Genomic DNA, 26,405 nt, shown 5'->3' with positions numbered 1-26,405 from the left:
ACGGCGGATCAGTGATCACCGGATGGCTGTGGGTCATGCAGTGCCGGCTTTCTCGTAGCAAGCGACGTTGTCGTGACGAATGTGAAGAATATTTGAAGATGGAGGGTGTTGTGGTCTGAATGCGTGGTGTGAGTGAAGCTGCTGCCCTGGCCGGGTCAGCGGCGTCGGGAGTGGGCGGTGACGAACGTGTAGCCGCGTGGCAGTTCCCAGCCGTCCGCCTTGCCCACGCGCCGGCAGTGCTGGCGGTAGGCGGCTCGCTGCGCGTCGGTCGGCGTACTGCCCGCGGGCAGTCGGCGCAGGAAGCCGTGGACGAAGTGTTCGGATCCCATGGCCTGCACGGGTCCGCGCCCTCCCGTACCGGGCCGCGGCTGGACCACGGGGTTGGGCGCGTAGCCGATGAGCGGTATCGGGGCCTCGCCCTCACGCGCGGGATGATGCGGTTGCCCGTCCGCCCCACGGCTACCGACGGCCACGTACAGGTGCCGCTGGTCGACGAGTTCGGCGACCGCCTCTTCGAGTTCGGTGACCTGTTGTGGGGCCGGAGCCGAGGCGTAGACGCCCGCGGGCAGCGCGGAGCGGTCGAGCAGGGCGTGCCCGTCGGGTGTGAGCAGGCCGAGCCTGCGGACGGCACGCAGGACGAGGCGCCGGGTGCCGAGGCCGCTCCCCGAGTCGCTGTCCCGGCTGCTGCCGGGCACTCCGTCGCGGGTCAGCACCTGAGGGTCGTACTGGTGGCCGATGAGCTGTCCGTCGATGTCGACCGGGTTCTCGAGTTCGGCCGTGGAGAGCCGGAAGACGGTTCCACCGCGTGGCCACTGGACGTAGATCCGCAGTCCGGGGAAGAAGTCGATGGGCCACTGAACGCCACGCAGCAGACAGGTCTCCTCGGTGAGTTCGAGGGTGACCTCCTGTACTTCTTCGGAGGCGTCGAGGGCGCCCCCGGGGTGGCTGAGCTCCAGGCGCACAGGGCGAGTACCGGTACCGAGCCGCCGAAGCCCGTACGAGACCCGTGGGTTGAGCGGGAGGCGGTCCTCCATGAGGTGCGCGAGACGAAGCGGTACCTGCCAGCAGATCTCGCTGTCGGTGATGCGCAGGTAGTTGTGGGCCCCGATGGGTTCTTCCGGGACGGCCTGGTCCGCGATCGGGGCTTCCGCCTCCTGCTCGGGTTCCGCGGTGCGCCCGGTCACGTCGGCCGCGGTCGCACCGGCCGGGTTCACGCTGTCCAGCCAGCCCCGGCCTGCCGGGACGAGGGGGTCGCTGCCGTCCGCCTCGTCCGCCCCGGGGTGGTGGGACCGCCAGATACCGCCGCCCTCGAAGGCGTCGTCGAGAGTGATCCGCACTCCGCTGCCGGAACGCAGACCGTTGTCCGTGTCCCCACGGAGGTAGTCCGCGACGGCCAGGTTGGCCCGGCACGCCGAAACCGCGTACTCCACTCCGGTCAGCAGTGGTTCGGCACCGTTCAGAGCACGCAGCCACGGGCCGATCGCCGTGTACGTCGTGCGTGCTCCCCGCAGGCCGTGTCGTCTGCGAGCCGTCGGAGCGGCGGAGCGTTCCAGGGAGCCGGTGAGGGCGTACAGGTCCGCCTCGCCGAGCGGCCCGTCGTGGCACAGCCCTGCCCCTATGCGGGTGCGGGCCAGGACGTAGTGGCCCCAGCGGCGCAGGACGTCACTGGTGCGCATTGCGTACTCGACTGTGTCGAGCAGACCGGCGAGTGCCTCTTCCAGCCGCTCCTGCCCGCTGCTGCCCGCCAGTTGGACGACGGACACCGGGACGAGGGGGCTCAGCACGGACTCCCGCTGGCAGGTGAGCAGGTGCCGCACGAAGGCCGCGGGACCGTCAAGGGCCGCTTCGGTTGCGGAGGCGTATCGGGCGTCCACGACGACATGGCCGTCCTTGTTGAGCCACTTCTGACGGGTGCGGAATCGCTTGAGTTTCGTGTCGGGCAGTTGGAGCCCGGGGCCGAAGACCGTCAGGTCCGGGACGAGCAGTTCCCGGCGCAGCGGGCCCGCCGTCTGCTGCCGCATGCCGGGGCCTGTGGCGTCCGCCGGTGCGCCGGACGTCCAGGCCGGGATGTCGCCCCCGTCCAGCACGGACGGACGGCACCCCTCCTTGTACACGATCTCGGCGTACAGCGGATCGGAGCCTGTTTCGATTCGGACGAGGGCGCCGACGGGCAGCGCGGGTGTCTCGTCCCCCAGGGCCAGGCCGGGGAAGGTGTCGATGTCGAAGGCCCCGTTGCCGTAGCCCTCCCCGCCCAGTTCGTAGCCGAAGTAGGCGGCGTTGAAAGCGACCGCGGTGTGCACCGGTCCGCCGCGGCGGTCGTCGACGACCGCTTCGAGATATGCGCGGAGCCGGCTCATTTCTGCCGGCGGCGTGGCTCGGTGACCGTCGGTCATCGCGGGGGTGAGTACGGGTTCGTCCTCGTACGGTCGCCAGTTGTCCGCGCCTGCGTTGCTCGTCGTCATGCGCCGCTCCTGTTCGCTTCCGCTTGCCTCGCCGCGGGCCGGGCCGCGCGGACCGCGCGCCAGATCCCCCGCTCGTCCTCCGTGGCGGCTCCGGCCGAGGCGAGCCGGGTCAGGCTCTCGCCGACGGCGGACCGGGGCAGGTCGGCACGGCCGCCGAAGTGGCGGCTTTCGCGCAGGGCCCGCGGGAGGGCGACCATCCTGCGGCTGCCGGGGTTGTACGAGGCTTCGTCACCGCGTAGCGCGTGCCAGATCCTGCGCGGGTGCATGCCTTGGGGCTGGAGCCGCAGCAGCCGGTGAACCTGCAGGTCGACCCGGCGGTCACGCAGCGAGGTGTCCGACCGGCCGCCGTCCCGGGGGCGGGGGCTGTGGAACGCCTCGGCGACGGCGGACCGTCGCCCTTCGGCTGTCGTCCGTGCCGTGTCCCAGCAGGCGGAGCAACGGCAGTGGGCCGTGCCGCAGCAGCCTTCGGGAAGTTCGGCGACCCCGAAGTAGTCCGCGAAGAGCCGCTGGGCGCAGGTCGTGTGGGCGTCGAAGAACTCCCTGAGCCTCGCCAGCTCCTCCGTCGCGCGCCGGCCCCGTCGGCCGAGCAGGCGTACATAGCCCTCGGGGAGCGTGTGTTCGCGCACGGTGAGTCCCGTGACGAGGCGGCGGCTGGGCGCGGCGGAGACATCGAGGAGCCCCCGGTCGTGCAGGTCGGCGAGCAGCTCCCACGTCGCTGCCGGCCCGTCGGCGTACGCGGCGTAGTCGGCGCACCGCGCGCCGAGTTCCCGGTGCAGGAGGAGAACGTCCACCCGTGCGGGGGTGGCCCACGACAGGGCCGTGTCCATGACGGTTCGCTCGACCCGTTGCAGCTCGGTCTCTTCCGGTCCGACCGGATCGCCGCCCGTCAGCCTGCTGCCGTACGGCGTGGGGTGCAGGTCGCCGGGTTTGACCGCGCTGTGCGGTGGGTGGTCGCCGTGGTCCTCGACGGCGCCGAGATCGGCGAGGGCGCTGAACGCGCGCATGATGCCGCTCTGGTAGCGCTCCTGGGTGTGCCGGTCCTCCAGTTCGGACTCGGTCAGGACACCGGCCGCGGCATCCTGGGTCATGAGGGCACCGGCCAGCGGCGCCGGATCGAGTGTGCCCTTGTCCTGGGCCAGGACGAGGTTGCCCATGCGCCGCAACAGGGGCGGTGACAGTTCCTGGCCGGTCATGAACCGCACCATGCGCAGCCCGCGACTCGTCGCCAGGGCGAGGCCGCTGTTGACGGGGCCGACGGCATCGGCGCGCCGGTCCGCACTGTCGCGCCCGGCCCGTCCGATCTGCTGGTACAGGGCGGCCAAGTCGGTGGGCGGCGACACGCACATCACGGTGCGTACGTCGGGCCGGTTGACACCGAGGCCGAAGGCGGAGGTGGCGACCACGACGACGGGTGCGAAGGCTTGTTCGCCCTCACGCGGGGCTTCACGGAACTCGAGCATGACTGCCGACTTCTCCGTCTCCGTGAGCCGCCCGTGGAAGCGCAGCACGCGGACTCCGGTGTCACCGATGTACTCACGCAGATGGGTGTAGAGGGTGTTGACCTCTTTGACCGTGAGGCAGTAGAGGATCGCGTGACCGTCCAGCGCGTCGACCACTCTTTCGACCAGTCCGGCCACTCCCCCCTGTCCCGGCCGGTCCAGGGAGCGCCGGGAGATGGCCAGCTCGGGACGGATCGGGTTCTCCCGCACGGTCACGAGCCCACCGACGACCGCCGGGTGTTCCGCTTCGGCGTGCTCCTGGGGCGAACCGGCTGCCGGAATCGCCGGGGGCAGGGCGAACAGCCCTTCGCGCAGAGCTTCGTGGACGGCATGGTTGGCGGTCGCGGTCACGGCGGTGACGGCCACGCCGTGTTCGCGGCGCAGTTCGTCCAGGAAGCGGCCGACGCGGCGCATGCTGGGCCGGAAGTCCTCCCACTGCGCCAGCGTGTGCGCCTCGTCGACTGCGATCCGGGTGAGCCTGCCCTCCTGGGCGGCCTTGCGTACGGTCTCTCGGAACCGGCGCTGGCAGAGGCGTTCCGGGCTGACGTACACGAGTCGGATGCCGTGGTCGGCCCGGCCCAGCAGTTGGTCCGCCACTTCGGTCTTGCCGGCTCGGCTGCTGGACTCACGCAGCGGGGAGATCAGGGCGCGGACGGCTCCGCCGATGGAGCGGTTGAGTTCGAGGGCCTGGTCGTGCATGAGAGCCACCAGAGGGCTCACCACGAGGGTGACGCCGGGCAGCACCAGCGCGGGCAGTTGAAAAGCGAAGCTCTTCCCGAAGCCGGTGGGCAACAGCCCGAGTACGTTGCGGCCCTCGGCGACCGCCGCGATGACGGTTCGTTGGGCGGGCTTGAGAGTCACCGGGTCGTCCGCGAGCCGCAGCAGGCCGCCGATACGGGCGCAGCGCTCCAGCACCTCTTCGACGAGTGTGCCCCGGTCCGTCAACTGTCGGACTTCTTCCGAGGTGAGAGCCAGTTCCCCGATGCGCCGGGTGTGGGGCAGCAGGGTGTGTCGCTTGAGAGCCGCGTCCGTGCACAGTTCACCGGCCCGGCCCGCGTCGAGAGCCCCTTGGGCCGCCATGAACCGCCAGATGCGACGCCACCCGTCGGCCATGGTGGTGACGTTGCCGCCGCCGGTCTCGCCGGTCTCCGGGTCGGGGCGCTCCAGGCCTTCGTCGAGGCTTCCGAGGAAGGCGCGCCGGTAGGAGCGGCGCAGACTGCTCTGGCCACCGAGTTTGCGGTCACTGATGACGACCACTCCGCGATGCCGGTCCGACCGGATGAGCCGGCCGACGGCTTGGCGGAGTTGGAGTGCGGCGAGCGGCAGGTAGTAGTGCTCGGTGGCGGCACCGTCCGGGTCGGGGTGGCCGGCCTGTGCCGCGCGTGCGGTGACGGCCGCGCGGCGGGCCTCGACCACGGGCGCCGCGAACGGCGCGAAGGGCAGTTTGTTGATCCAGACCAGGCGCAGCCGTTCGGCGTCGGAGACGTCGACGCCCTGCCACAGCCCTTTGGTGCCGACGAGGAACCCTCCTCCGTCCTGAGGATCGGTGAATGCCTGGTAGGCGCGGCCGTTGCCGAGTGGGACGGCTTCGACGACCGGTGTCTCCAGAGCGCGGGAGCGTAGTTCGGCCACGAGGTGGCTGCCGATGCCGGCGGCGGTGGATCGGGCCGTGGTCAGGATGAGGCCGCCCCCGTCGAACCCGCTTCCGTCGGTGCGCCGGTGGGTCATTTCTCCGGCGAATCCGGCCATCTGGTGGGCGACCGTCCGCATCGCCCCCTCTTCCTGTTCGGCCCAGGACGGGAAGTCGGCGAAGCACACCACCTCGGCCTGGTTCTTGAGGTCGAACGGGGAGGGCAGCGCCAGGTCCGGAAGGCTGTCCGGCAGGCCGAGCCGGCTGCGTACGAAGTCCCACTCCCCGGCGACGCGCAGGGTGGCGGAGACGTAGTGCACGCGGTCGAACGACTCCAGCCAGCGCCGCCATTCCGGGTCGTCGGGCAGGTCGACGGGGCTGGTGGCGACTCGGAACCGGTAGGACCTCAGTTCGACCTTGGGTTCGGCGAGTTCCTCCAGGTGGACGACGCGTGACGGTGGCGTTTCGTCCAGGGTGACCACCGGGTCGAGGAAGGCGTCGATGTCGGCCGTGATGCGGTCGAGTGCCGTGGCGAGGTCGTCCGTGTGCTGCGCGAGTGCGGTGAGCCGTTCCCGGACGAGCACATCGATCCGTCCGGTGTGCTGCGCGACGTACCGCTCCAGGGCGGTGCGGCAACTGGCGAGCATCTTGCCGACGCGGTCCAGCAGTCGGGACAGCCGACGGGTGTCCCGACTTCCGGCGGTGCCCGAATAGGGGCTGGCAAGGGTGGTCGCCCGGCTACCGATGCGTACGCCCACCCCCTTGGCTTTGGCGTCGAAGGCCTGGGCCGCGAGTCGGGGCAGTCGTTCGTCGTCGAGCAACTGGCCGAGCTCACTGATCGCCGTGGCGGCCCGGTCCCGTTCGGTGCCGGGAAGTGCCTCGCTGAGCCATGCCTCGTGCTCCGCCAGTACCGCTTCCAGGTCCTGGTAGTCCACGGCGGTGGTCAGCGCCGAGGTGGCGGCGTTCTCGAGTTCGTGTGCTTCGTCGATCACGAGGAGCATGCCCGGCGCGACGGCGCGCAGGTCGTCGAGGTGGGACAGGGCCAGCGCGTGGTTGGCCAGGATGAGTCGGTGCCCGCCGATGGCCTCCCGCACCGTGTCCGTGTGGTCGCTGAGCGGGGTCCGGGCACCGGGGCCGTAGTCCCCGTCCCGCTGGGAGAGCGATTCGAGCCAGGCGGCCAGGTTGCCCCGGCCCACGTAGCCGGTGAAGAAGGCGGGCAGGTCGACCGTGTCCACGGACCGCGCCGTCCACGACTGCGGTGGCTTCTGGGCCGCGAGCAGCCGCAGAGCGAGGAAGACGGCCAGTTCCCTGAAGTGGGGCTGTGCGGCGAACCTGGCGGGTCCGTGGGCTCGCTCGGGGCCCTCGCGGGTGGCATCGGCCAGCGCTTTGGTCAGCGCCGCCAGAGAGAGCCGGTTGGACTGGCCCTTGATCAGGTCGGCAGCGCCGAGGACACCGGGCAGGGCCCGCTCCAGGTCGTCGAGATCCCGGGCCATCTGTCCCTGCAACTGCTTGGTGTACGTGGCGATGACCGCCGTACGGTCGTCACCTCCGGCCAGCCAGTCGAGCGCGGCGGCGAGTACGGCGTAGCTCTTGCCGGTGCCCGTGGGGGCCTCCAGCAGGCCGCTGACACCGCGATCGGTCCACTCGTGCAGTGTCTTCGTCATCTGCTGCTGCGCGGGGCGGGGCTCCACCCGCGGTCCGTGGACGACGCGTGCGAGGGCGGTCGGGTCGACCCGGCCGTCGGAGTCGCGCAGCGTGTCCGGGACGACGACCGCACTGCGTCCCGGTGGCTTGCCGCCAGGAGTGCGACGGGGCAGGTGCCGCCCGAACTCGCCGCCCAGCAGCCGTGCCACGTCGGCCTGGTCCCACACGAGCGGCGCTCGCTCGCCGAACGGTCGCCCTTCGGCCAGTTCCCACAGCAGCCGCCAGGCACGGGAGTCGGCGCGCAGGACATCGGCGACGAGGTCGCACAGTCCAGGCGTTCGCCCGGCGAACTCGGCGGCGCCCGACTCCAGGAGCCGAACGAGCAGGGCGGCATCGCCGTCGGCGGTGTGGGCGCGCATCCCCGTCATCGATACGCCCGACTCGCGCGCCAGGTCATGAAGCCGGTGCGACGGAGCCGTCGGCCACAGAGCATGCGCGAGATAGAGGGCGTCTGCCTTCGCGATACCGGCAAGTGGGTCACCGACCCCTGACCGCTGAGCCGCTTCGCTGATGACGGGGAAGTCGAGCTCCGTACCGTTGTAGGCGACCACGGCATCCACGCCGTTCAAGCAGGCGCGCAGTTCGTCCCACGCCTGTTCGGCGGGAACTCCTCGCTCGATCACGGCATCCCGCACCCGGGTGTCGCGCAGCTCTTCTCTGTCCCCCGGAAACCTGAGGTAGCGCTGCCAGGGACCGCCGGCCGTCACCCACTGCGTATCCGCACCGAACCGGACCGCCGCCACCTGGTAGACGTGGCGCTCCACGTAGGGTTTGGTCGCCGTGGTGCGTACGACGCTCTCCACGTCGAGTGCGACCGCACGAAGCGCGCGCTTGTCCGACCGCGCGTCCCCTCGCTCCCCGTCACCCGACACTTCGCCATCGACAGCCGTTGCGCGGTCAGGAACACCCGGCCCCGGCGCGGCGACGTGACGAAGCCGGCTCCCCGGGCCCCCCGTGGTAATCAGCAGCCCGCCCTCCAGCGCCTCCGCGATCAGCTTGGTCACTCGCGGCCGCGGGATCCTGCTGAAGCGCTGAGTTGCCCGCAGAGCGAGTTCCTGCTCCGTGAGCCCGGCCGGAACGTCGCGGACCAGCTCCGCGAGCGTCCGCGCCGCGGCGGAAACCGCCCGTCCATCAGTCACGACTCGTCCCCCACCATCCCCGGCCGCCCCCAGGCACGGCGCCCGGTTGCGCCATGCCGGACGTCCCCGCCGGAAGCTCGACCAGATAAGCACAGCACTGAAAGCATCGTCAATCACTTGTCCAGACTTGACGTGTGCTGTACGTTGTTGACCGTCCGCTACCGAGAGGTCCAGGAACCGCCATGCCCCAGCAGCCCACCGCACAGGTGACGGCCGCCGAGATCTCCCGCATCGCCGGGGTCACGCGCGCCACCGTCAGCAACTGGCGCCGCCGGCACGACGACTTCCCCGAGCCGTCCAGCGGTACGGAGAGCAGCCCCCTGTACGACCTGGAGACGGTCCGCGCCTGGCTGGCCACGCGCGGACACGCCTCCGCCGCCAGCCCGGCCGAGGAACTCCGGACGATGCTCCGCCTGCACGGACGCGGCGGCAGCGGTGCCGGTGGCGACTCGGTCGAACTACTACTCCTCGTCCTGGCAGCGGCCCGCCACTCCCCCGGAGACCTCGGGGCCACCGCCGGCCTGTCCGACGCGGACCTCGCGGCCCAGGCCGAGCGTGACAGAGCGGGCGTCGCCGACGCCGTCCCGGGCAGCGGGGCGGACACCGCCCGTTTCACGGCCGAGGACGCTGCCGTCCTCCGCGCGCTGTACGCGTGCGTACGCGAAGAAGGCGGACAGGCCGCGCTGGGCGTGCTGGCGGAGTGGGAACTGGAGGACAGCGCGGCGAGCGGCGCCTACCGAACCCCCGAGCCGCTCGCGGACCTCATCGCCGCCCTCGTCCCAGGCACCCCGGCCCGCGTCCTCGACCCGGCCTGCGGCAGCGGCTCTCTCCTCGCGGCGGCATCCCGGCGCGGTGCACGCGAGCTCTACGGCCAGGACCTGCTGCCCGTCCAGGCCCGCCGCAGCGCCGTGAGCCTCATGCTGGCCGCACCGGAGGCCACGGTCACGGTCCGCGCCGACGACAGCCTCCGCGCGGACGCCTTCCCCGAACTGCTCGCCGACGCGGTGCTGTCCAACCCGCCCTACGGCATCCGGGACTGGGGCCACGACGAACTGGCCTACGACCCACGCTGGGCGTACGGCGTCCCGGCTCGCGCCGAGTCGGAGCTGGCCTGGGTGCAGCACGCGCTCGCCCACCTGACGCCGGGCGGGCATGCGGTGCTGCTTCTGCCCCCGGCGACGGCCGGGCGCGCGTCGGGGCGGCGCGTGCGGGCCGAGCTGGTACGCAGCGGAGCACTGCGCGCGGTGGTGGCGCTGCCCGTCGGCGCGTCGATGCCGCTGCACGTGGGCTTGCAGATCTGGGTGTTGCAGCGCCCCGAGCCTGGGGGCGCGGACCGGAAGTCGGTGCTGTTCGTCGACACGGCGGAGGTCCCCCAGGGGTCCGGCACCGCGGGAAGCGACGGGACCGGCCACCGCAGCACGCGTGGTGGCAGCCGTTCGGCCACCCTGGACTGGGACGAGATCCGTGGCAGGGCGCTGGGAGCGTGGCGGGCGTTCACGGAGAACCCGGACACGTTCGAGGACGAGTCCGGCCTGGCCCGCGCGGTCGGGGTCGTCGACCTGCTCGACGAGGTGGTGGACCTGACTCCGGCCCGTCTCGTACGGGCGTCGCGGACGGAGGCCGACCCGGCCGAGCTGTGGGCAGAGGTGGACGCGACGCGCCGTGACCTGGTGGGAGCGGCCAAAGCCCTCGGTCGGGCCGCCGCATACGAGGGTTGGGGGGCGGCGGGGGCGGCGGCCCGCGAGTGGCGTACGGCGACGGTGTCGGACCTCGCGCGTGGCGGTGCGCTGACGCTGCTGCGGACGGTTCTGGAGACGGCGCGGGGGCGTGGAGGTGGTGAGGACGGGGGTGGAGCCGCTGCTGACCGCCCGGTCCTCACCGGTTCGGACATCGCGCGAAGCTCCGGGCCGACCGGCGACGCGCAGAAACTGGGCGGCGCCACGGTTCCGGTGATCGTGACCGGGGATGTGCTCGTACGGGCCGTCGCGAGCGGAGGCGGCCCGATGGCCCGGGTGGCGAGCGAGGAGGAAGCCGACGTACTGCTGGGCACGCAGGTCCACCTGTTCCGACCGGACCCGGCCCGCCTGGACGCCTGGTTCCTCGCCGGTTTCCTGGGGGCGGAGGACAACATCGCTGGCGCGTCGACGGGCAGCACGGTACTCAATGTCAGCCCGGGGCGGCTGCGCGTGCCGCTGCTGCCGCTGGAGGAGCAGCGGCGCTACGGGGAGGCGTTCCGGCGCGTGCACGAACTGCGGGCGGAGGCTGCGCGGGCGACACGGCTGGCGGGGGACACGGCACGGCTGCTGGCCGGCGGGCTGACCGGGGGGCAGCTACTCCCGTCGCGGGGTGCCGGTGGCGGTGGCGGTGGCAAGGGCACGGCCACACGTTCGCGGGGTGGCGATTCGCGGCATTAGGCATCCGCACGTTCACACATCGACCACAATTGGACGCACCCGTGCCGGGGGACGGCGCGACAGGGGCGGGACACACCGGAAGGAACTCGGGGATCCAGTTGAACAGCAGTAAGCACACGGAGTTGGCGAACCACGCTTGGTCCGTCGCCGACCTCCTGCGGGGGGACTACAAGCAGTCCGACTACGGCAAGGTCATCCTGCCGTTCACGGTGCTGCGGCGACTGGAGTGCGTGCTGGAGCCGACGCGCGCGGAAGTCACGGATGTCGCCGCGCAGTACAAGGACACCGAGATCGACCCGGACGACTGGCTGCGCCGCGCGTCGGGTCACTCCTTCTACAACACATCGAGCCTGACCCTGCGGAAGATCGCCGCCGACCCGCAGAACGCGGCGAAGAACCTTCTGGTGTACGTGGGCGCGTTCTCGGACAACGCCCGCGGGGTACTGGAGCGCTTCGACTTCGCCCAGCAGATCAGGCGCCTTGACAGTGCGGGCCTGCTGTACCTGGTCATCGGCAAGTTCACGGATCTGGACCTGCGCCCCGAGGTCGTGCCCAACCACAACATGGGTTACATCTTCGAGGAGTTGATCCGCCGCTTCTCGGAACAGTCCAACGAGACCGCGGGTGAGCACTTCACACCGCGCGAGGTCATCAACCTGATGGTCAACCTCCTGATCGCACCGGACGGGGACGCGTTGAGCCTCCCGGGTGTCGTCCGCAAGGTCATGGACCCGGCGTGCGGTACGGGCGGCATGCTGTCCGCGGCCGAGGAACACATCAAGGCCTACAACCGGGACGCCGACGTGGAGGTGTACGGGCAGGAACTGAACCCCGAGTCGTGGGCGATCTGCCGGTCCGACCTGATGATCAAGGGGCAGGACCCGGAGAACATCGCGTACGGCAACTCCTTCTCCGACGACGGTCACGCCCGCAAGTCCTTCGACTACCTGCTGGCCAACCCGCCGTTCGGCGTGGAGTGGAAGAAGGTGAAGGACGAGGTCGAGTACGAGCACAGGACGCTCGGCGAGTCCGGGCGCTTCGGGGCGGGGCTGCCGCGCATCAACGACGGTTCCTTCCTGTTCCTCCAGCACATGATCGCGAAGATGAAGCCGGTAGACGTGAGCGGCGGGGGCGGCTCCCGCATCGCGATCGTCTTCAACGGCTCGCCCCTGTTCACGGGCGCGGCCGGCTCGGGCGAGTCGGAGATCCGCCGCTGGATCCTGGAGAGCGACTGGCTCGAGGCCATCGTCGCTCTCCCCGACCAGCTCTTCTACAACACCGGCATCTCCACGTACTTCTGGATCCTGACGAACAGGAAGAGCCCGGAGCACAAAGGCAAGGTCGTCCTCCTGGACGCCCGCGACCAGTGGCAGAAGATGCGCAAGTCCCTCGGCGACAAGCGCAAGGAGCTGGGCAAGGACCACATCGCCACGGTGACCCGGCTATACGGCGACGCCCTCGCCGTCGCCAAGGACGCGGAACACCCTCTCCACGGCAAGGTAAAGGTCTTCGCCAACAGGGACTTCGGGTACCAGCGGATCACCGTAGAGCGGCCGTTGAAGCTCCGCTTCGAGGTGACCGAGGAGACGCTGGCGGCACTGGCCGCGTCGAAGCCGGTGCAGAAGCTGGAGTCCAGCGAGGGGTTCGTGGCGGCGGTACGTACGCTGCTGGGCTCGTCATGGGGGACGAAGTCCGAGGCGCTGGTTGCCCTGAAGGACGCGGTCATCGAATCCGGGCGGCTGTGGCCGGCGGGGGCACCCTTCGCGAAGGCGGTACGGGAGGCGGTCGGGGTACGGGACCCGGAGGGCGAGGTCCAGCTCATCAAGGGCGAGTCGGAGCCGGACTCGGAGCTGCGGGACTACGAGAACGTGCCGCTGGGTGAGGATGTCGAGGCGTACCTCAAGCGGGAGGTTCACCCGCATGTGCCGGACGCGTGGATCGATCACAGCAGGACCAAGGTGGGGTACGAGATCCCGTTCACTCGGTACTTCTACGTGTACGAGCCGCCGCGACCGTTGGCGGAGATCGACGCGGAGCTGAAGACGCTGGAGGCGGAGATTCAGGGGCTGCTGGGGGAGGTAACGGAATGAACTGGGTGGAAACTCGCCTGAAGCATCTATGCGTAGATTCTGGACAGTACGGTCTAAACGTCTCTGCGGAGATGTATTCAGATTCGGGCACTCGTCTTATTAGAACTTCAGACATCACGGCCGGAGGTGCTCTCAAGGACCCGGCCACCGGGGTGCATGTGCGGACGATCGTTGAGACCCGACACCAACTGCATCCAGGGGACCTCCTGCTCTCCCGCAGTGGGACCTTGGGACGCGCCTTCCTGGTTCCCGATCAAGCGGATGGTCACACTTTCGCTGGCTTTTTGATTCGATTCCGCCCTAAGAAAGGAGTGGACCCGCGCTTCCTAGCCTACGCCGCTCAATCTGCCAGCTTTCAGGGGATTGTGCACTCAGAAGCCGTTACGTCCACAATCCAGAATTTCAACGCCGACCGCTACGCCAATATCGCAATGCGGGCCCCAGCTCTTGAGGAGCAGCGCCGCATCGCCGACTTCCTCGACGACGAGACTGCCCGCATAGACCGACTACGCGAGCTGCACGAGCACCAGCGAATGTTGATCAAGGAAGCCGCTTTCCGGCGCGTGTTCGACGCAGTACGCGGCACACACGTAGAGGGTGCCCGCAAGAACAGCGGCCTAGACTGGCTGGGTACCGTCCCCGCTGATTGGCGCGTTGGCGCTGTCTCGCACTACTTCGAGGTTGAGCTCGGCAAGATGCTTAACCAGGAGCGCGTCCAGGGTGATCACCTGCGTCCTTATCTGCGTGTAGCTAATGTCCAGTGGGACCGGATCGACGTCGACAATCTGGCGATGATGGACTTTCCGCCGGAGGAACAAATCCGATACCGCCTCCAGGCAGGTGACCTGCTCGTCAATGAGGGCGGAAGCTGGCCAGGACGAGCCGCCGTATGGAGCGGAGAAATCTCGGACATCTACTACCAGAAGGCACTCCACCGCATCAGGTCCCGAGGCGAAGAGCTGCCCCGTTGGCTCTACTACTGTCTGGTGGCTGCCGAACGACTCCGGGTGTTCCAAGTGCAGGGCAACACCAGCACGATGACCCACCTCACACGGGAACAGCTTAGACCTCAGCGGTTCCCGTTCCCCGAACTCAGCACTCAGCGCGAGTTGGTGGCGCAGCTCGACAACGGAGCTGACCGCGAGGCACGGTTCCAGCGCCTGCTAGATCGTCAACTCGGTCTGCTGGCCGAACGTCGCCAAGCCCTTATCACCGCCGCCGTAACCGGCCAGTTCGACGTCTCCACCGCCAGCGGGCGCAACGTAACGGACGGAGTACCGACATGAGCCCCGTGCACGACGAGTCCGCCTTCGGGTCCGCCATCGTCGCCGCCCTCCGTGGACGCGGGTGGCGTGAGGCGAACCCCGAGGACTACAGCCCCGAACTCGGCCTGGACACCAACGAGCTCTTCACGTTCCTCGGCGAGTCGCAGCCCGACGAATGGCACGAACTCCGCACCGTCTACGGCGACGCCAACGAGGCCCAGCGCGGCTTCGCCCAGCGCCTCGACCGGGCCATCGCCGACAACGGACTGCTGCACGTCCTCCGGAACGGCGTAAAGGACCGCGGCGTCCTGCTCCGCGTCGCCTACTTCAAGCCAAACCTCGTCGCCGACGACTCCGTTCTCGACGGCTACCGTGCCAACCGCCTCACCGTGGTCCGCGAACTCCCCTACGCCACCAAGCAAGCAGACTGGGGCCACCGTCTCGACCTGACCCTGTTCCTGAACGGCATACCGGTCTCCACGGCCGAGTTGAAGAACCCGCTCACAGGACAGGGCGTCGAGCAGGCAAAGGAGCAGTACCGGACGGACCGCGACCCGACCGAGCTGATCTTCACGCGGCGAGTGATCGCGAACTTCGCCGTGGACCCAGACCTGGTCTTCGTCACCACGCAGCTCCGGGGCAAGAGCACCCAGTTCCTGCCCTTCAATACGGGCTCGAACGGCCCCGGCCGCCCCGGCGGAGCCGGGAACTCAGAGCCCACCGCGCACGGCACGTACGCCACGTCCTACCTCTGGGACCAGGTCTGGCAGCGAGACAACTGGCTGGACCTCCTCCAGCGTTTCGCGCACCAGCAGAAGAACAAGACACCCGGCGGCGGCACGACCAAGTCCACGATCTTCCCCCGCTACCACCAGTGGGACGTGGTCAAGAAGCTGACCACCCACGCAGCCACCCACGGAACCGGCCAGAACTACCTCGTCATGGCCTCCGCCGGCTCCGGCAAGTCGAACACCATCGGTTGGCTGGCCCACCGCCTGAGCGACCTGCACGCCGACACGGACCGCAACACCCTCGACCCCGAAGCACTCGCCGGCAACCGCATCACGCCCGGCGAACCCGTCTTCGACAAGGTCATCGTCATCACCGACCGCCGCAACCTGGACGCCCAACTCCGGGAAACCGTCGGCAGCTTCTCGCAGACCGACGGCCTGGTCGTGAAGATCGACGAGAAGCACGGCGCGAAGAGCGAACAACTCGCCCGCGCCCTGTCCCGGGACACCGGCAAGATCGTCACGGTCACTTTGCACTCGTTCCCGGCCCTGCTCGACTACATCAAGCGCAACCCCACCGAGATCAAGGGCACCCGCTTCGCAATCGTCATCGACGAGGCGCACTCGTCCCAGTCCGGCGATGCCGCCACCGCCGTGAAGTCGGCCCTGCGGGACCTCGGCCTGGACTCCGACTCGGACGACGAAGGCGCGACCACCGTCACTCTGGACGACAAGCTCAAGGCCAAGGCCGTCGAACGCTCCCAGGCCGCCAACCTCTCCTACTTCGCCTTCACCGCGACGCCCAAGGCGAAGACCCTCGAACTCTTCGGCACCGAGGACACGGAGAACGGCAAGGCGGTCTACCGGCCCTTCCACACGTACTCCATGCGCCAGGCCATCGAGGAAGGCTTCATCCTCGACCCGCTGCGCAACTACGTCACATACAACACGTACTGGAAGCTGGTGAACCAGAACCCGGACGAGAAGGAGGTCGACCCCTCCAAGGCGAACGGCCTGCTCGCCCGGTTCGCGCTCACCCACGAGCACACCGTCTCCCAGCACGCCATGGTGATCGTGGAGCACTTCGTGACCCACACCCGCGGTCGGCTCGGCGGACGGGCCAAGTCGATGGTCGTCACGGCCTCCCGGCAGTCCGCCGTGCAGATGGCGCGGGCCATCAAGAGCTACATCAAGGACCGCGACTACGACACCAAGTACCCCGACCTGGGTGTTCTCGTTGCCTTCTCCGGTTCCCTCACCATCGACGAGGAAGAGACCACCGAGAGCAAGGAGAACGGCGGGCTGTCCGAGAGCGGCCTGCCCAAGGCGTTCGCGTACACCCGTGCCGACGACAAGGCCGTCAAGGCAGGCGGCAAGGGCCAGCAGGAGTACAAGATCCTGGTCGTCGCCGAGAAGTACCAGACCGGCTTCGATCAGCCCCTCCTCACCACGATGTACGTCAACAAGAAGCTGACCGGTATCTCCGCCGTCCAGACCCTCTCCCGCCTCAACCGCACCGCCGAGCGCAAGTCCCAGGCCGACCTCGCCGTCCTGGACTTCGTCAACGAGGCCGAGGACATCCAGGACGCCTTCCGCCCGTACTTCGAGGAGGCGGAAACCCTCCCCTCCGACCCCAACCTCCTGTACACCGCCCAGAGCCGCGTCATGTCCGCCCCTGTCATCTCCGAACAGGACATGGACGAGTTCGCCACCGCGTACTTCGAGGCGAAGCAGAAGGCCGGCGGCTCACAGACCAAGTGGGAGAAGCTGCACGCCGAGCTGTACCGGCTCCTCTCCCCCGCCGTCATCCGCTTCACCAAGCTCATGGACAGCGAGGAAGACGACGAGGTGGAGACCGCGGAGGAGTTCCGCGCCAACCTCAACGACTACGTCCGTAAGTACGGCTTCCTCGCCCAGATCGTGCCCTACCAGGACCCCGACCTGGAACGCCTGCACCTCTACGGGCGCCACCTCCTCAACCGGCTCCCCCGACGCGCCGACGGCGGCGTCGACATAGGAGAGGTCGACCTCAGCCACCTGCGCGTCACGAAGACCGGCGAACACGATGTCTCCCTCAGCCCCGAAGGCCCAGGCGAACTCAAGGGCTTCGGCGACGGCACGGGCGGTGCCAAGGACGCGGAGAAGTCCCTGCTCTCCGAACTCATCGACAAGTTCAACGCCAAGTTCGGCACGGAGTTCACCGAGGAGGACGTCCTCCCGGCCTTCAACGCGGCCAAGGCCGACCCGAAGGTCCGCGCCGCCGCCGTCGTCAACGACGAGGACAACTTCGGCGTCGTCTTCGACAAGGCGTTCAACGGCTACATGATGGATCACGTGTCCACCGTCGACACCCTTGGCAAGCGCTACTTCGGCGCCGACCGCGGCTTCAAGTCCAACCTGGACCGCAGCGCGCGCCGGGCGGCTTGGCGCATGATCCGCAGCGAGGAAGGTCTGGACGACTTCTGAGACACATGACGAAGGGAGGAGCCCGGCGTAGACGCCGGGCTCCTCCCTTCGTGTAGGTCAGCGCCTGGCAGCCATCCGCACGAAGCCGTCCCATGCGTCGGCACCAACCGCAAGGCGGGCCGCAGCAGGCTGCTTCGAGTCCCTGATGAGAACAGCTCCAGGGTGTGTAGCAACCTCGACGCACTCCCCGCCGCCACCGCTGCTGTAACTGCTCTTGAACCAGGCCGACTCTGGCACAGCCAGCTCCGTGGGCTGATCAGTCATTTCTCTCCCAGTAGTTCCTCAACGAAGGCCAGCGACTCACAGGGAGTGAGTGCCTGTGACCGGAGGATGCCATACCTGGCCTCAAGCTCGCGGACCTTGCCTGATTCGGCGTACAAGCGGCTATCGTCCTGAACCTCGGTGTACGCCAGGCGTCGCCCCTCTGCGTTGTCGATCAGGGTGAACGGTCCTCCCAGGCCTGCGTGATCCTCTCGGCCGGTCGGCATCACCTGAATCTCCACGTTGCGGTTTTGCCCCACGAGCAAAGTCTGCTCCCACTGTCCTCGCAGTGATGCTCGTCCGCCGATGGGTTTACGCAACACCACTTCTTCGATGATGAAGCTCAGCAGAGGGGCCGGGCGGCGCGTGAAGATGTTCTGCCGCATCATCCGCGCCACCAGACGCTGTTCGATCACGTCGTCATCCAGCAACGGACGCTGCATCTGGAAGACCGCCCGAGCATAGTCCTCTGTCTGTAGAAGGCCTGGCACAGCATGGGCCGCATAGACACACAGCCCCAGCGCGTTCGCCTCCAACCGCGCCATGTCTCGGAAGTAGGCGGGGTACTGAGCCCGAGCCACCTCCTCCTTAAGGGCGTTGAGCACACCCCCCGCTCCCAACACCTCATCCGCCTTCTCGATGAACCCCGGCTGCGCAATCCGCCGCCCCTGCTCAATCGAGGCCACCGTCTCCGGCGAGTAGCCCATCCGCTTCCCGAACTCCGGCCGCTCCAGGCCCGCCCGGATCCGCAGCAGCTTCAACTGCCGTCCGAACGCGCACACCACCCCCGCCCCCGGTTCGTCCCCGGGCCTCCGGCCCCCCTGCGCCGGTACCACCGTCTGCCCCTGACCAGCCTCTTCGTCCCGCACGCTCGTCATGTCTCACGCCTCTCCCCGGACCGCTCCGCACACCGTCGGGTGCCGCCGCGTACGAAGGGTTCACGTCGGCGCGTCACCATTGGTCACGCTAGGCCACGGCATGCCACTGTGAGTACATGATCGCAATACAACCACCCACACGGTGAACCGGATCACGACGCGGCTTACTGATCACCAGGCGTCGCGGTGACTGTTGTGTTCGAGGACAGCGGCGACGGGCCCAGCCTCCATAGCGGTCGGTGATTGGACAATTTGTCCCGGCAAATGCGCCACTTGGGCGGCGTGTCGCCGGGACAAACTGTCCAATCCCAGGATCCGGACCATGGAGGCGACGGCGACGGTTGTCCGACTGATTGGCCAACAGCATCTGGATGGGGCCGGGTCCGTCGCAGTGTCGTACGGGCCCACTGGAACAATGATTCCGGGCCGGTCACCGTACCGTTCCGTACACCGCCGAACGCCGCCGCGTACGAAGGGCCCGCGTCGGCGCGTCACCGCTGGTCACCGTGGGAAACCGGCCGCCACCGTAGGTGCATGACCGCAACCCAATCCCCCCTCACCGTGCACCGGTTCGCGATGCGCTTCAGCTCGACTCCGCGCGGCGCCCGCCTCGCCCGTCGCATGTGCGGGCACCGGCTGGACACCTGGGGCGTGCCGTACGGCAGCGACGCACACGACGTCGTCTCCCTCGTCGCGGCCGAGCTGTGCGCGAACGCCGTACGCCACGGGCACGTGGCCGGCCGTGACTTCCACCTGCTCCTGACGGCCGACGCCGCGACCGGAACCGTACGCGTCGAGGTCACCGACACGCGCGGGGAACGCCTCCCCGCACTGCTGTCCCAGCCACCGGCCGACGGCGAGGACGGGCGCGGCCTGCTGCTCGTCGCGGCGTTGGCCGACCGGTGGGGCTGCTGCCCGCGCGACTCGGGCGGCCCCGGCAAGACGGTCTGGGCCGAGTGCGCGGCGCCTGGCCTGATCTCGCCACCCCCGATCCCGTAGAGCGTCGCCTCACCCTCACCGGCTGGACTCCCCCGTCCCGTCCCGGCCAAAATGTCCCCCTGCGCCGCATCCGGCGCTCGACAGGCGGCGACGACGAGGGGCGGGGCGGGACCAGGTGCCGGACGAGGACAGACGGCGGATCGCCGATCGCTACGAGTTGCTCGAACCGCTGAATCATGGCGGCATGGGCGACGTATGGCGTGGCTTCGACGCCGTACTGGACCGGCCCGTCGCCGTGAAGCTCGTACGCCCGCAGGCCGTGACGTCGCCGCAGTTGGCGGAGGAGTTCGAGAAGCGCTTCCGGCGGGAGGCGCGGGTCACCGCGCGGATTCAGCACCCTGGTGTGCCACAGGTGTACGACGCGGTCCTGGACGAGTCGTACGAGCAACTGTTCCTGGTGATGGAGCTGGTCGACGGTGTACCGCTGACCGCTTACGTGCATCCGGACGAACTGCTGCCCGTCGCCTGGGCGGTGGCCGTGGCGGCGCAGGTCGCCACGGTGCTGTCGTACGCGCACGAGGTTCCCGTCGTGCACCGGGACCTCAAGCCGAGCAACATCCTGGTGGCCCGGGACGGCACGGTGAAGGTGCTGGACTTCGGCATCGCGGCCATCCTGCGCACGGACGTCACCAAGTTGACGGCCACCGGCAGTCCCATCGGAACGTATCAGTACATGGCGCCGGAGCAGGTGCGGGGCGCACGGGTCACGCCGAGTACCGATCTGTACGCACTGGGATGCGTGCTGTACGAGTTGCTGTGCGGTCGGCCGGTGTTCGCCGGAGACAGCGAGTACCAGCTAATGTCCCAGCACATCGCCGCCACACCGACGCCGCTGCGGGAGCTGCGCGCGGAGGTGCCGGCGGAGCTGGAGGTGCTGGTCCAGGACCTGCTTCGCAAGGCTCCCGAGGCGCGCCCGGTGGACGTACAGGCGGTGTACGAGCGGCTGCGGCCTTTCCTGCCGTCACCGGCGGACGAGCCTGACGGCGTGGAGGATTCGGAGGGGTCGCTGCCGGGTGAGACGGGCCCGGTAGGCGTACCCGACCCGACCGGGGTGTTCCGCCGCCCGTTCGCGCCCCGCTCGCGCGCCGGAGCCACGGGCGGGGAGCCAACCGCACCCGGCGACGCCGAACACGCGGCGGAGCCACCCGCGCCGGCGCTGCCGCCCGCCCAGCGCGAGGAACTGCGGGAGCAGATCCGCGAGGTCCACGACCACTGCGCCGCGCTGTGGGACGAGGACCGGTTCTCACAGGCCGCCGAGGTGGTCGGCGAGATGATCGAGGCGGCGGGGCGGGTGCTCGGCTCGGAGAGCAGGGCGGTCCTCGCGCTGCGCAGGCGCCGGGCGTTCAGCCGTCAGCTCGCGGGTGATCACCGGGCCGCGCTGCCGGAGTTCGAGGGGCTGGCCGACGCGTTCGCCCGGGTGTCCGGTCCGCACAACGAGGCGACACTGGACTGCCGGGCGCAGGCGGCCCGCTGCCGTGGCGAACTGGGCCGGGTGACCGAGGCGTTGGCCGGGCTGGAGGACGTACTGGATTCCATACGGGCGGTCGACGGCGACATGAGCGAGAACGCCGTGGAGTTGCGCCGTGACATCGGCATGCTGCTGCTCGCGCAGGGGCGGGCGGCGCAGGCGTACGCCGTCCTGAACCCACTGCACGCGGACCTGTGCCTGGTGTTCGGTCCGGACAACGAACTCACGGCCGAGGTGGCCGACACGCTGGCGGTGATCCGGCTGGACCTGGACGGCGACGCCTCCGGCCCGCCCGCCTGAGTCTCCCCAACCGCCCGTACTCGACGTTTCCCGGCCCACAGGATCGCTAGGATCGCTTCATGCCGCAGCTCGCCTTCGACATCGGCTTCTTCGCCGAACTCCCCAAGCTTCAGCCTCCGGTCAGGAAGGGTGTGCTCGATGCCTGGGAGAAGTTCCACAGGCTGACTCTCGACCAGCTCTTCAAGGACCCGGGGCTGAAGCTGGAGAGCCTCACGAATCCGCAGGACCGGCAGATCCGGACCATTCGTATCGACCAGTTCTGGCGCGGTGTCGTGCTGGCCCCGTCGACCGGGGACACGTTCGTCCTGCTGCGGGTCATGCAGCACGACAAGGCCATCGCCTGGGCGAGGAATCAGAAGTCCACGATCAACACGGTGACCCGGGCCGTCGAGATCCGCGACGCGGCCACCCTGGACGAGATCACGCCGGCGTACGAGCGGGTGGCGCGGACCTCGCCGAAGGCGCGGCTGTTCGCGAAGTTCTCCGACGGGGACCTCGCGGCGCTCGGCATCGATGCCGAGACGCTGCGGCAGGCCCGGTCGCTCGTCGACAAGGAGCAGTTGGAGGTCTTCGCGCCGCTGTTGCCGCAGGACCAGCGGGAGGTGCTGCAGTACCTCGCCGAGGGGTGCACGGTCGAGGAGGTGTGGCAGGACATCGTGGCGCCCGCCCTCCAGGCGTCCACGCAGCCGGTGGACACGGGCGACTACGAGACGGCGATCCGGCACAGCCGGGCGCGTATCGCGCTGGTGGAGGCCTCCGAAGAGCTGTGGGACATCCTCGAGAAGCCCTTCGCCGCCTGGCGGGTCTTCCTGCATCCCTCCCAGCGGAAGGTGGCCTACCGGGCGTCGTACTCCGGGCCCGCACAAGTCACGGGCGGGCCGGGCACCGGGAAGACGGTCGTCGCGCTGCACCGGGTCAAACACCTGCTCGGGCACCTGCGCGACGGTGACCGGGTTCTCGTCACGACGTACACCAACGCGCTCGTCAACGCGCTCCGGGCGGGCCTGGAATCCCTGGTGGACGATCCCGCTCTGCGTGAGCGCGTGGACATCGTGACCGTGGACGGATTCGCCAGCCGTGTCGTCGCGGAGGCGCCGGACGCGGTGGCTCTGCGTCCGCTGATGAGCAACGAGGAGGTGAGCCGCTGGGGCAGGGCCGCGAAGTCGACGGGTTGCACCGGCAGCGCGCAGTTCCTCGCCCAGGAGTACCGGCACGTCGTCCTGGCCCAGGGCATCAGGACCCTGGCCGAGTACGAGGCGGCCGACCGGCGCGGCCGCGGCAGCCGGCTGTCGGCGGCCGAGCGGCCGCTTGTGTGGGAGACCGTGGAGCGGTTCACGGCGGGCCTGGCCGAGGACGGGGCCCGTACCTGGCTGCAGACGTGTGTGGAGGCGGCGCGGCTCCTGGAGGAGGCCGGACCTCGTTACCGGCACGTGGTGGTGGACGAGGCGCAGGACCTGCACCCGGCGCAGTGGCGGCTGCTGCGCGCCGCCGTTCCGGCCCGCCCGGACGATCTGTTCATCGCGGGCGATCCGCATCAGCGCATCTACGACTCGAAGGTGTCGCTGAAGTCGCTCGGCATCAAAGTGACCGGGCGGTCGGTGAAGCTGCGCAAGAACTACCGCAGCACGCAGGAGATCCTGCGCTGGTCCACGGCCCTGCTGGTCGGGCGCCCCATCGCCCAACTGGAGGACGAGGGCCGCAACGAGACGCTGCTGGGTTACCGCTCCGCCCTGCACGGGGCTGGGCCGACCGTGCATGCCGCGACGACCGAGGAGAGCGAGCTGGACACGCTCGTCGCCCAGGTGCGGGCATGGACGGAGGCGGGTGTCGGCGCCGGGGAGATCGGAGTGAGCGCCCGGTTCAACAAGACGTGCGCGAAGGCGGTGGCGCACCTGAAGGACGCCGGCATCCCCGCGGTCACGCTGCGCAACGCCTCCGGCGACTCCGCGGCGGCCGAGGCGGCGGCCGTACGGGTCGGCACCATGCACTCGTTCAAGGGCCTGGAGTTCCGCTGTGTCGCGGTCATCGGCGTCAATGACGAGGCGCTGCCGTTCCCGAAGGCGGTCACCCCGCCCGAGGTGGACCCCAAGCAGCACGAGACGGACATGATGTCCGAACGCTGCCTGCTGTTCGTCGCCTGCACGCGCGCACGGGACAGCCTCTCCGTGTCCTGGTCGGGCAGACCAAGCACCTTCCTGACCGAGGCGGGCGTCAGCGTCGTCTGAGCCCTCGGCACCCCGGGACGACAGGCCCGCAGTCGCATACACGAGGTTCAGGCGGTTCTTGTCGGATGTCGGCCATAGGCTGTTGCCGGAAATCTAGGGGAGACAATGACTGACAACCGCAAGGGGATCGTTCCGGTGTGGACGCTGGCGACCGGTGGCGTCCGGGTGCCCGCGTTGACCGGAGACGAGCCGATGACGGCCGAGCGCTTGGCTGAACTGCGCGGTGTGCTGGCCGGCCTGGCCGACGAGCCGATCGCCACGCTTGAGGTGCACCCGCTGCCCGACCAGCTCGACCGCGGCCGAGGCATCCCACTGGATGTCGCGAGTCCCTTGGCGCAGCACCTGTCGCAGCTCATCACGCAGTCGGCGCGGGGTTCCTCTGCGGCGGCTGCGACGACAGCCGGCGGCGAAGGCCTGTATCGCATGGTGATTCCGGCGAAGGTCGCCGCCCAGTTCGGTCAGGGCCTCGTTCGCCCGATGGCGGCGAAGGGGACGGCCGGGTCCGTCTACAGCCCGCTTGTGGACTCGGCGGGGAAAATCGCCGGCACCGCGAAGTTCGTGCCGGCCGGTCAAGCGGCAACGGCGGGAGCGGTCGGTGGGGCCGGTGCGACAGCCGGTGTGGCGGTCGGCGGCAGCGCGGTGCTCACCGTGGCCGCACCGCTCGTCCTCATGGCTGTAGCGGTGGGGGTGAGCGCGCATGCCGAAGGAAAGCGTCAGCGGGCCATCGAGCACATCACCGAACTGCTGGAGCAACTGCAGGAGCAGCAGCTCCAGCACGAGCACAGCAATCTCGACGGCTGCCGCGACGCCATCGACAAAGCCACCGCCATTCTGCTCGATCAGGGCAAGCCCGGTGTCTCGCTGGGGCTGGACTCGGCGGTGCACGCCATCAACTCGGCGCTGGGCGCCGCCGATCGCCGCCTTGCCCAGTGGCACAACGCTCTCGACAAGCTGCCCGAGGGCGAGGCCGTCGATCTCGGGACGCTGACCAAGTCGTTCCCCGGTGTCGACGACCATGGCGGCGTCTTTCGCGCTCACCTCGAACTCGCCACTCTGGCCATCGCGTTGAAGCGGCGGGTCGTCGTCCTGCAAGCCGTCGAGCACGCCCAGACCGACGCTGGCAACCTTTTCGAGAACTTCGCCCGTGCACTCAAGCGCGACCAGCAGCGCCTCGACGAACTGGAGTCGGGCATCGCCCGTGTCCTGGTCCGGCTGTCGACGCTGGAACTGGCCCGCCCGCACGGTTTGCGGCCCGTCTTCACGACCGCGGAAGTCGATCGCCTGATGCGTGCGGCACACCGGATTCACCAGTTGGGCGAAGGCGTCGTGGTCGACAGCCGCGCGACAGATGTGGCGATTGAGATCGCCCGCGACAATGACGGCTCGGTGGTCGTGTTCCCCGCGCTGCCCGCGTCGGTGTAGGCGCGCTCCCACTCACTTGGCGGGAGGCGCGGGACGGCGCTTCGGGGGCTTCCCCTGAAGCGCGGCCACCCTTTGCCGTGCCATCCTCACTGGGTTCGGCGTGCACTGCTATCTCGTGTTCGACGCCTATACCGGGCCCGAGAACCAGGCCGCTCCCGACAGCGACAAGAAGTCGGAGAACCTTCGGGACGCAGCCGCGAAGAATGAAAAGCTTTTCAATTACATGGGCCTTCGCGCTCCGGCCCGTCTCTCGACGGAGTCCGAAGCGCGGTACACGGTCTTCGAGGACGGCCTCGAGACCTACCTCAGGAGCGACTGGCCCGCCTGGGTCGCCCGCCGCAAGGAACTGATCAGGCAGAGCGGCAGCTACGTCGAGGGCAAGCACGTGCCAGCGTACGCCGAGGCCGCGCGCACCGCGAGTGGCGAACCGATGGTGCTGCACTCCCTGTTGGAGAACACGATGGCCCTGACGAAGCAGCCGATCCCTCAGGAGGCCAAGAGCGATGCAGGGATCGCCGAGGGTCTTACACGCGGTGGGCCACCGACTCGGTGAACCGAACCATCGCTCGGTGGTACGTCGCCCTCTCCGGGTTCGGGAATCGCACATTGTGGCGGTGGTAGCGGTGGAACGCGATGATCAGTGCCGCGTGCATCTCGAGGGGGAGGATCGCACGGTCCACTGCCGTGAGGGGGCGGCTCTTCTCGTAGCCGTCGAGAAGGGCGTGGAGACGCTCGGTGGCCAGCAGGCCGGCCTCGTCCTGGGCAAGGCCGACAGCCGCCATGCCCAGGTCGAGCAGGGGGTCGTCGATGGAGATCGTCTCCCAATCCAGGACGGAGAGTCCGCCGTCGTCCCGAACGATGAGGTTGTCGTCGAAGAGGTCCCCGTGGATCAAACAGGGTGCGCGAAGGTTGTCGGCCTCGGCGTCGCGGACGCGGCCGAGTCGGGACGCCAGCCACTGAGCGAAATCCTGGTCGTCGAAACCGGGAATCGCGGCGAGTTGTTCCAGGGACAGGCGGCGGGCTCCGACGGGGACATCGTCCAGGCCTTCGGCATTGGGAGCAAGGGCGTGCAGACGGGCCAGGAGGTCACCCGCCTCGGAGAGGAGAGCGAGCGGCAGTGGTTGCTGCACGGCGCCGGCGATCCACTTCTTCAGAACGAGGAGGCGGGCGCCGATCGGGACGATGAGTGAGCGGTCCGTGGCCGGGACGACCTCACTGGTTGGCAGACCGAGCCCGTGGAGGGCCTGGGTGTGGCCGGCAAGAATGGTCGCGGATTCCTCGTCGTGGTTGTCGAGCGAGGTCAGCACGTACTCTCCCTGCTCTGAGCCGAGCCGGAAACTGGAGTTCGCGGCACCACCGGAGAGCGGGGCGATGGACGCGCCTGTCAGCCCGTACCTGCGGGCGACGGCCATGAGGTCGATCTGGTCGGCTGTGGTGTAGTGAGCCACCTGG

General features: G+C 69.2%; 14 protein-coding genes. 9 read left to right on the top strand and 5 right to left on the bottom strand.

Going from position 1 to position 26,405, the window contains the following annotated elements:
- Nucleotides 1-155: 155 nt before the first annotated feature.
- Nucleotides 156-2,462 (bottom strand): hypothetical protein, encoded by a 2,307-nt coding sequence (locus KUM40_RS15065; RefSeq protein WP_217166433.1) that lies wholly within the window; start codon nucleotides 2,460-2,462, stop codon nucleotides 156-158.
- Nucleotides 2,459-8,434: a DEAD/DEAH box helicase gene (locus tag KUM40_RS42425; protein ID WP_217166432.1), complete on the bottom strand. Its 5,976-nt coding sequence runs from the start codon at nucleotides 8,432-8,434 to the stop codon at nucleotides 2,459-2,461. The genes KUM40_RS15065 and KUM40_RS42425 overlap by 4 nt, the downstream gene beginning before the upstream one ends.
- 182 nt (nucleotides 8,435-8,616) lie before the next feature.
- On the opposite strand from KUM40_RS42425, the gene KUM40_RS15055 reads away from it, so the two are divergent.
- The 4 genes from KUM40_RS15055 to KUM40_RS15040 all read left to right on the top strand — a co-directional run bounded on the left by KUM40_RS15055 (nucleotide 8,617) and on the right by KUM40_RS15040 (nucleotide 17,400).
- On the top strand, nucleotides 8,617-10,848 hold the full coding sequence (locus KUM40_RS15055; protein WP_217166431.1) for an N-6 DNA methylase: 2,232 nt from the start codon (nucleotides 8,617-8,619) through the stop codon (nucleotides 10,846-10,848).
- A gap of 98 nt (nucleotides 10,849-10,946) precedes the next feature.
- Complete coding sequence (locus KUM40_RS15050) at nucleotides 10,947-12,938, top strand: class I SAM-dependent DNA methyltransferase (RefSeq protein WP_217166430.1); 1,992 nt, start codon at nucleotides 10,947-10,949, stop codon at nucleotides 12,936-12,938.
- Nucleotides 12,935-14,224 (top strand): restriction endonuclease subunit S, encoded by a 1,290-nt coding sequence (locus tag KUM40_RS15045; RefSeq protein ID WP_308401150.1) that lies wholly within the window; start codon nucleotides 12,935-12,937, stop codon nucleotides 14,222-14,224. Before KUM40_RS15050 ends, KUM40_RS15045 begins: the two co-directional genes overlap by 4 nt.
- Nucleotides 14,221-17,400, top strand: coding sequence for a type I restriction endonuclease subunit R (locus tag KUM40_RS15040; protein ID WP_217166428.1), 3,180 nt, complete (start codon nucleotides 14,221-14,223; stop codon nucleotides 17,398-17,400). The genes KUM40_RS15045 and KUM40_RS15040 overlap by 4 nt, the downstream gene beginning before the upstream one ends.
- Nucleotides 17,401-17,457: 57 nt before the next feature.
- On the opposite strand, the gene KUM40_RS15035 is transcribed toward KUM40_RS15040, so the two are convergent.
- Both KUM40_RS15035 and KUM40_RS15030 read right to left on the bottom strand, forming a co-directional pair.
- The gene (locus KUM40_RS15035) at nucleotides 17,458-17,664 is read right to left on the bottom strand and encodes a DUF397 domain-containing protein (protein ID WP_217166427.1); all 207 of its coding nucleotides are present in this window, start codon (nucleotides 17,662-17,664) and stop codon (nucleotides 17,458-17,460) included.
- Nucleotides 17,661-18,539 carry a helix-turn-helix transcriptional regulator gene (locus KUM40_RS15030; protein WP_217166426.1) on the bottom strand — a complete coding sequence of 293 codons (879 nt, stop codon included), beginning with the start codon at nucleotides 18,537-18,539 and terminating at the stop codon, nucleotides 17,661-17,663. The genes KUM40_RS15035 and KUM40_RS15030 overlap by 4 nt, the downstream gene beginning before the upstream one ends.
- Nucleotides 18,540-19,073: 534 nt before the next feature.
- Between KUM40_RS15030 and KUM40_RS15025 the strand changes: the two genes are divergently transcribed.
- The 5 genes from KUM40_RS15025 to KUM40_RS15005 all read left to right on the top strand — a co-directional run bounded on the left by KUM40_RS15025 (nucleotide 19,074) and on the right by KUM40_RS15005 (nucleotide 25,506).
- Nucleotides 19,074-19,538: an ATP-binding protein gene (locus KUM40_RS15025; RefSeq protein ID WP_254395074.1), complete on the top strand. Its 465-nt coding sequence runs from the start codon at nucleotides 19,074-19,076 to the stop codon at nucleotides 19,536-19,538.
- Nucleotides 19,539-19,653: 115 nt separating this feature from the next.
- Nucleotides 19,654-21,306, top strand: a complete 1,653-nt coding sequence (locus KUM40_RS15020) for a serine/threonine-protein kinase (RefSeq protein ID WP_217166425.1) — start codon at nucleotides 19,654-19,656, stop codon at nucleotides 21,304-21,306.
- A 59-nt stretch (nucleotides 21,307-21,365) separates the two neighbouring features.
- Nucleotides 21,366-23,531 (top strand): UvrD-helicase domain-containing protein, encoded by a 2,166-nt coding sequence (locus tag KUM40_RS15015; RefSeq protein WP_217166424.1) that lies wholly within the window; start codon nucleotides 21,366-21,368, stop codon nucleotides 23,529-23,531.
- 105 nt (nucleotides 23,532-23,636) lie between these two features.
- Nucleotides 23,637-24,953, top strand: a complete 1,317-nt coding sequence (locus KUM40_RS15010; protein WP_217166423.1) for a hypothetical protein — start codon at nucleotides 23,637-23,639, stop codon at nucleotides 24,951-24,953.
- Nucleotides 24,954-25,068: 115 nt separating this feature from the next.
- A complete protein-coding gene (locus KUM40_RS15005) occupies nucleotides 25,069-25,506 on the top strand; it encodes a hypothetical protein (RefSeq protein WP_217166422.1) in 438 nt (145 codons plus the stop codon).
- Here the strand turns inward: KUM40_RS15005 and KUM40_RS15000 are convergent.
- Entirely contained in the window at nucleotides 25,478-26,401 is a 924-nt protein-coding gene (locus KUM40_RS15000) for a phosphotransferase (RefSeq protein ID WP_217166421.1), read from the bottom strand. The two genes, KUM40_RS15005 and KUM40_RS15000, sit on opposite strands and share 29 nt — an antisense overlap.
- Nucleotides 26,402-26,405 lie beyond the last annotated feature (4 nt).

It is taken from the genome of Streptomyces sp. AC512_CC834, assembly GCF_019049325.1.
Lineage (GTDB): Bacteria > Actinomycetota > Actinomycetes > Streptomycetales > Streptomycetaceae > Streptomyces.
This window is presented reverse-complemented; position numbering and strand designations above follow the sequence as displayed.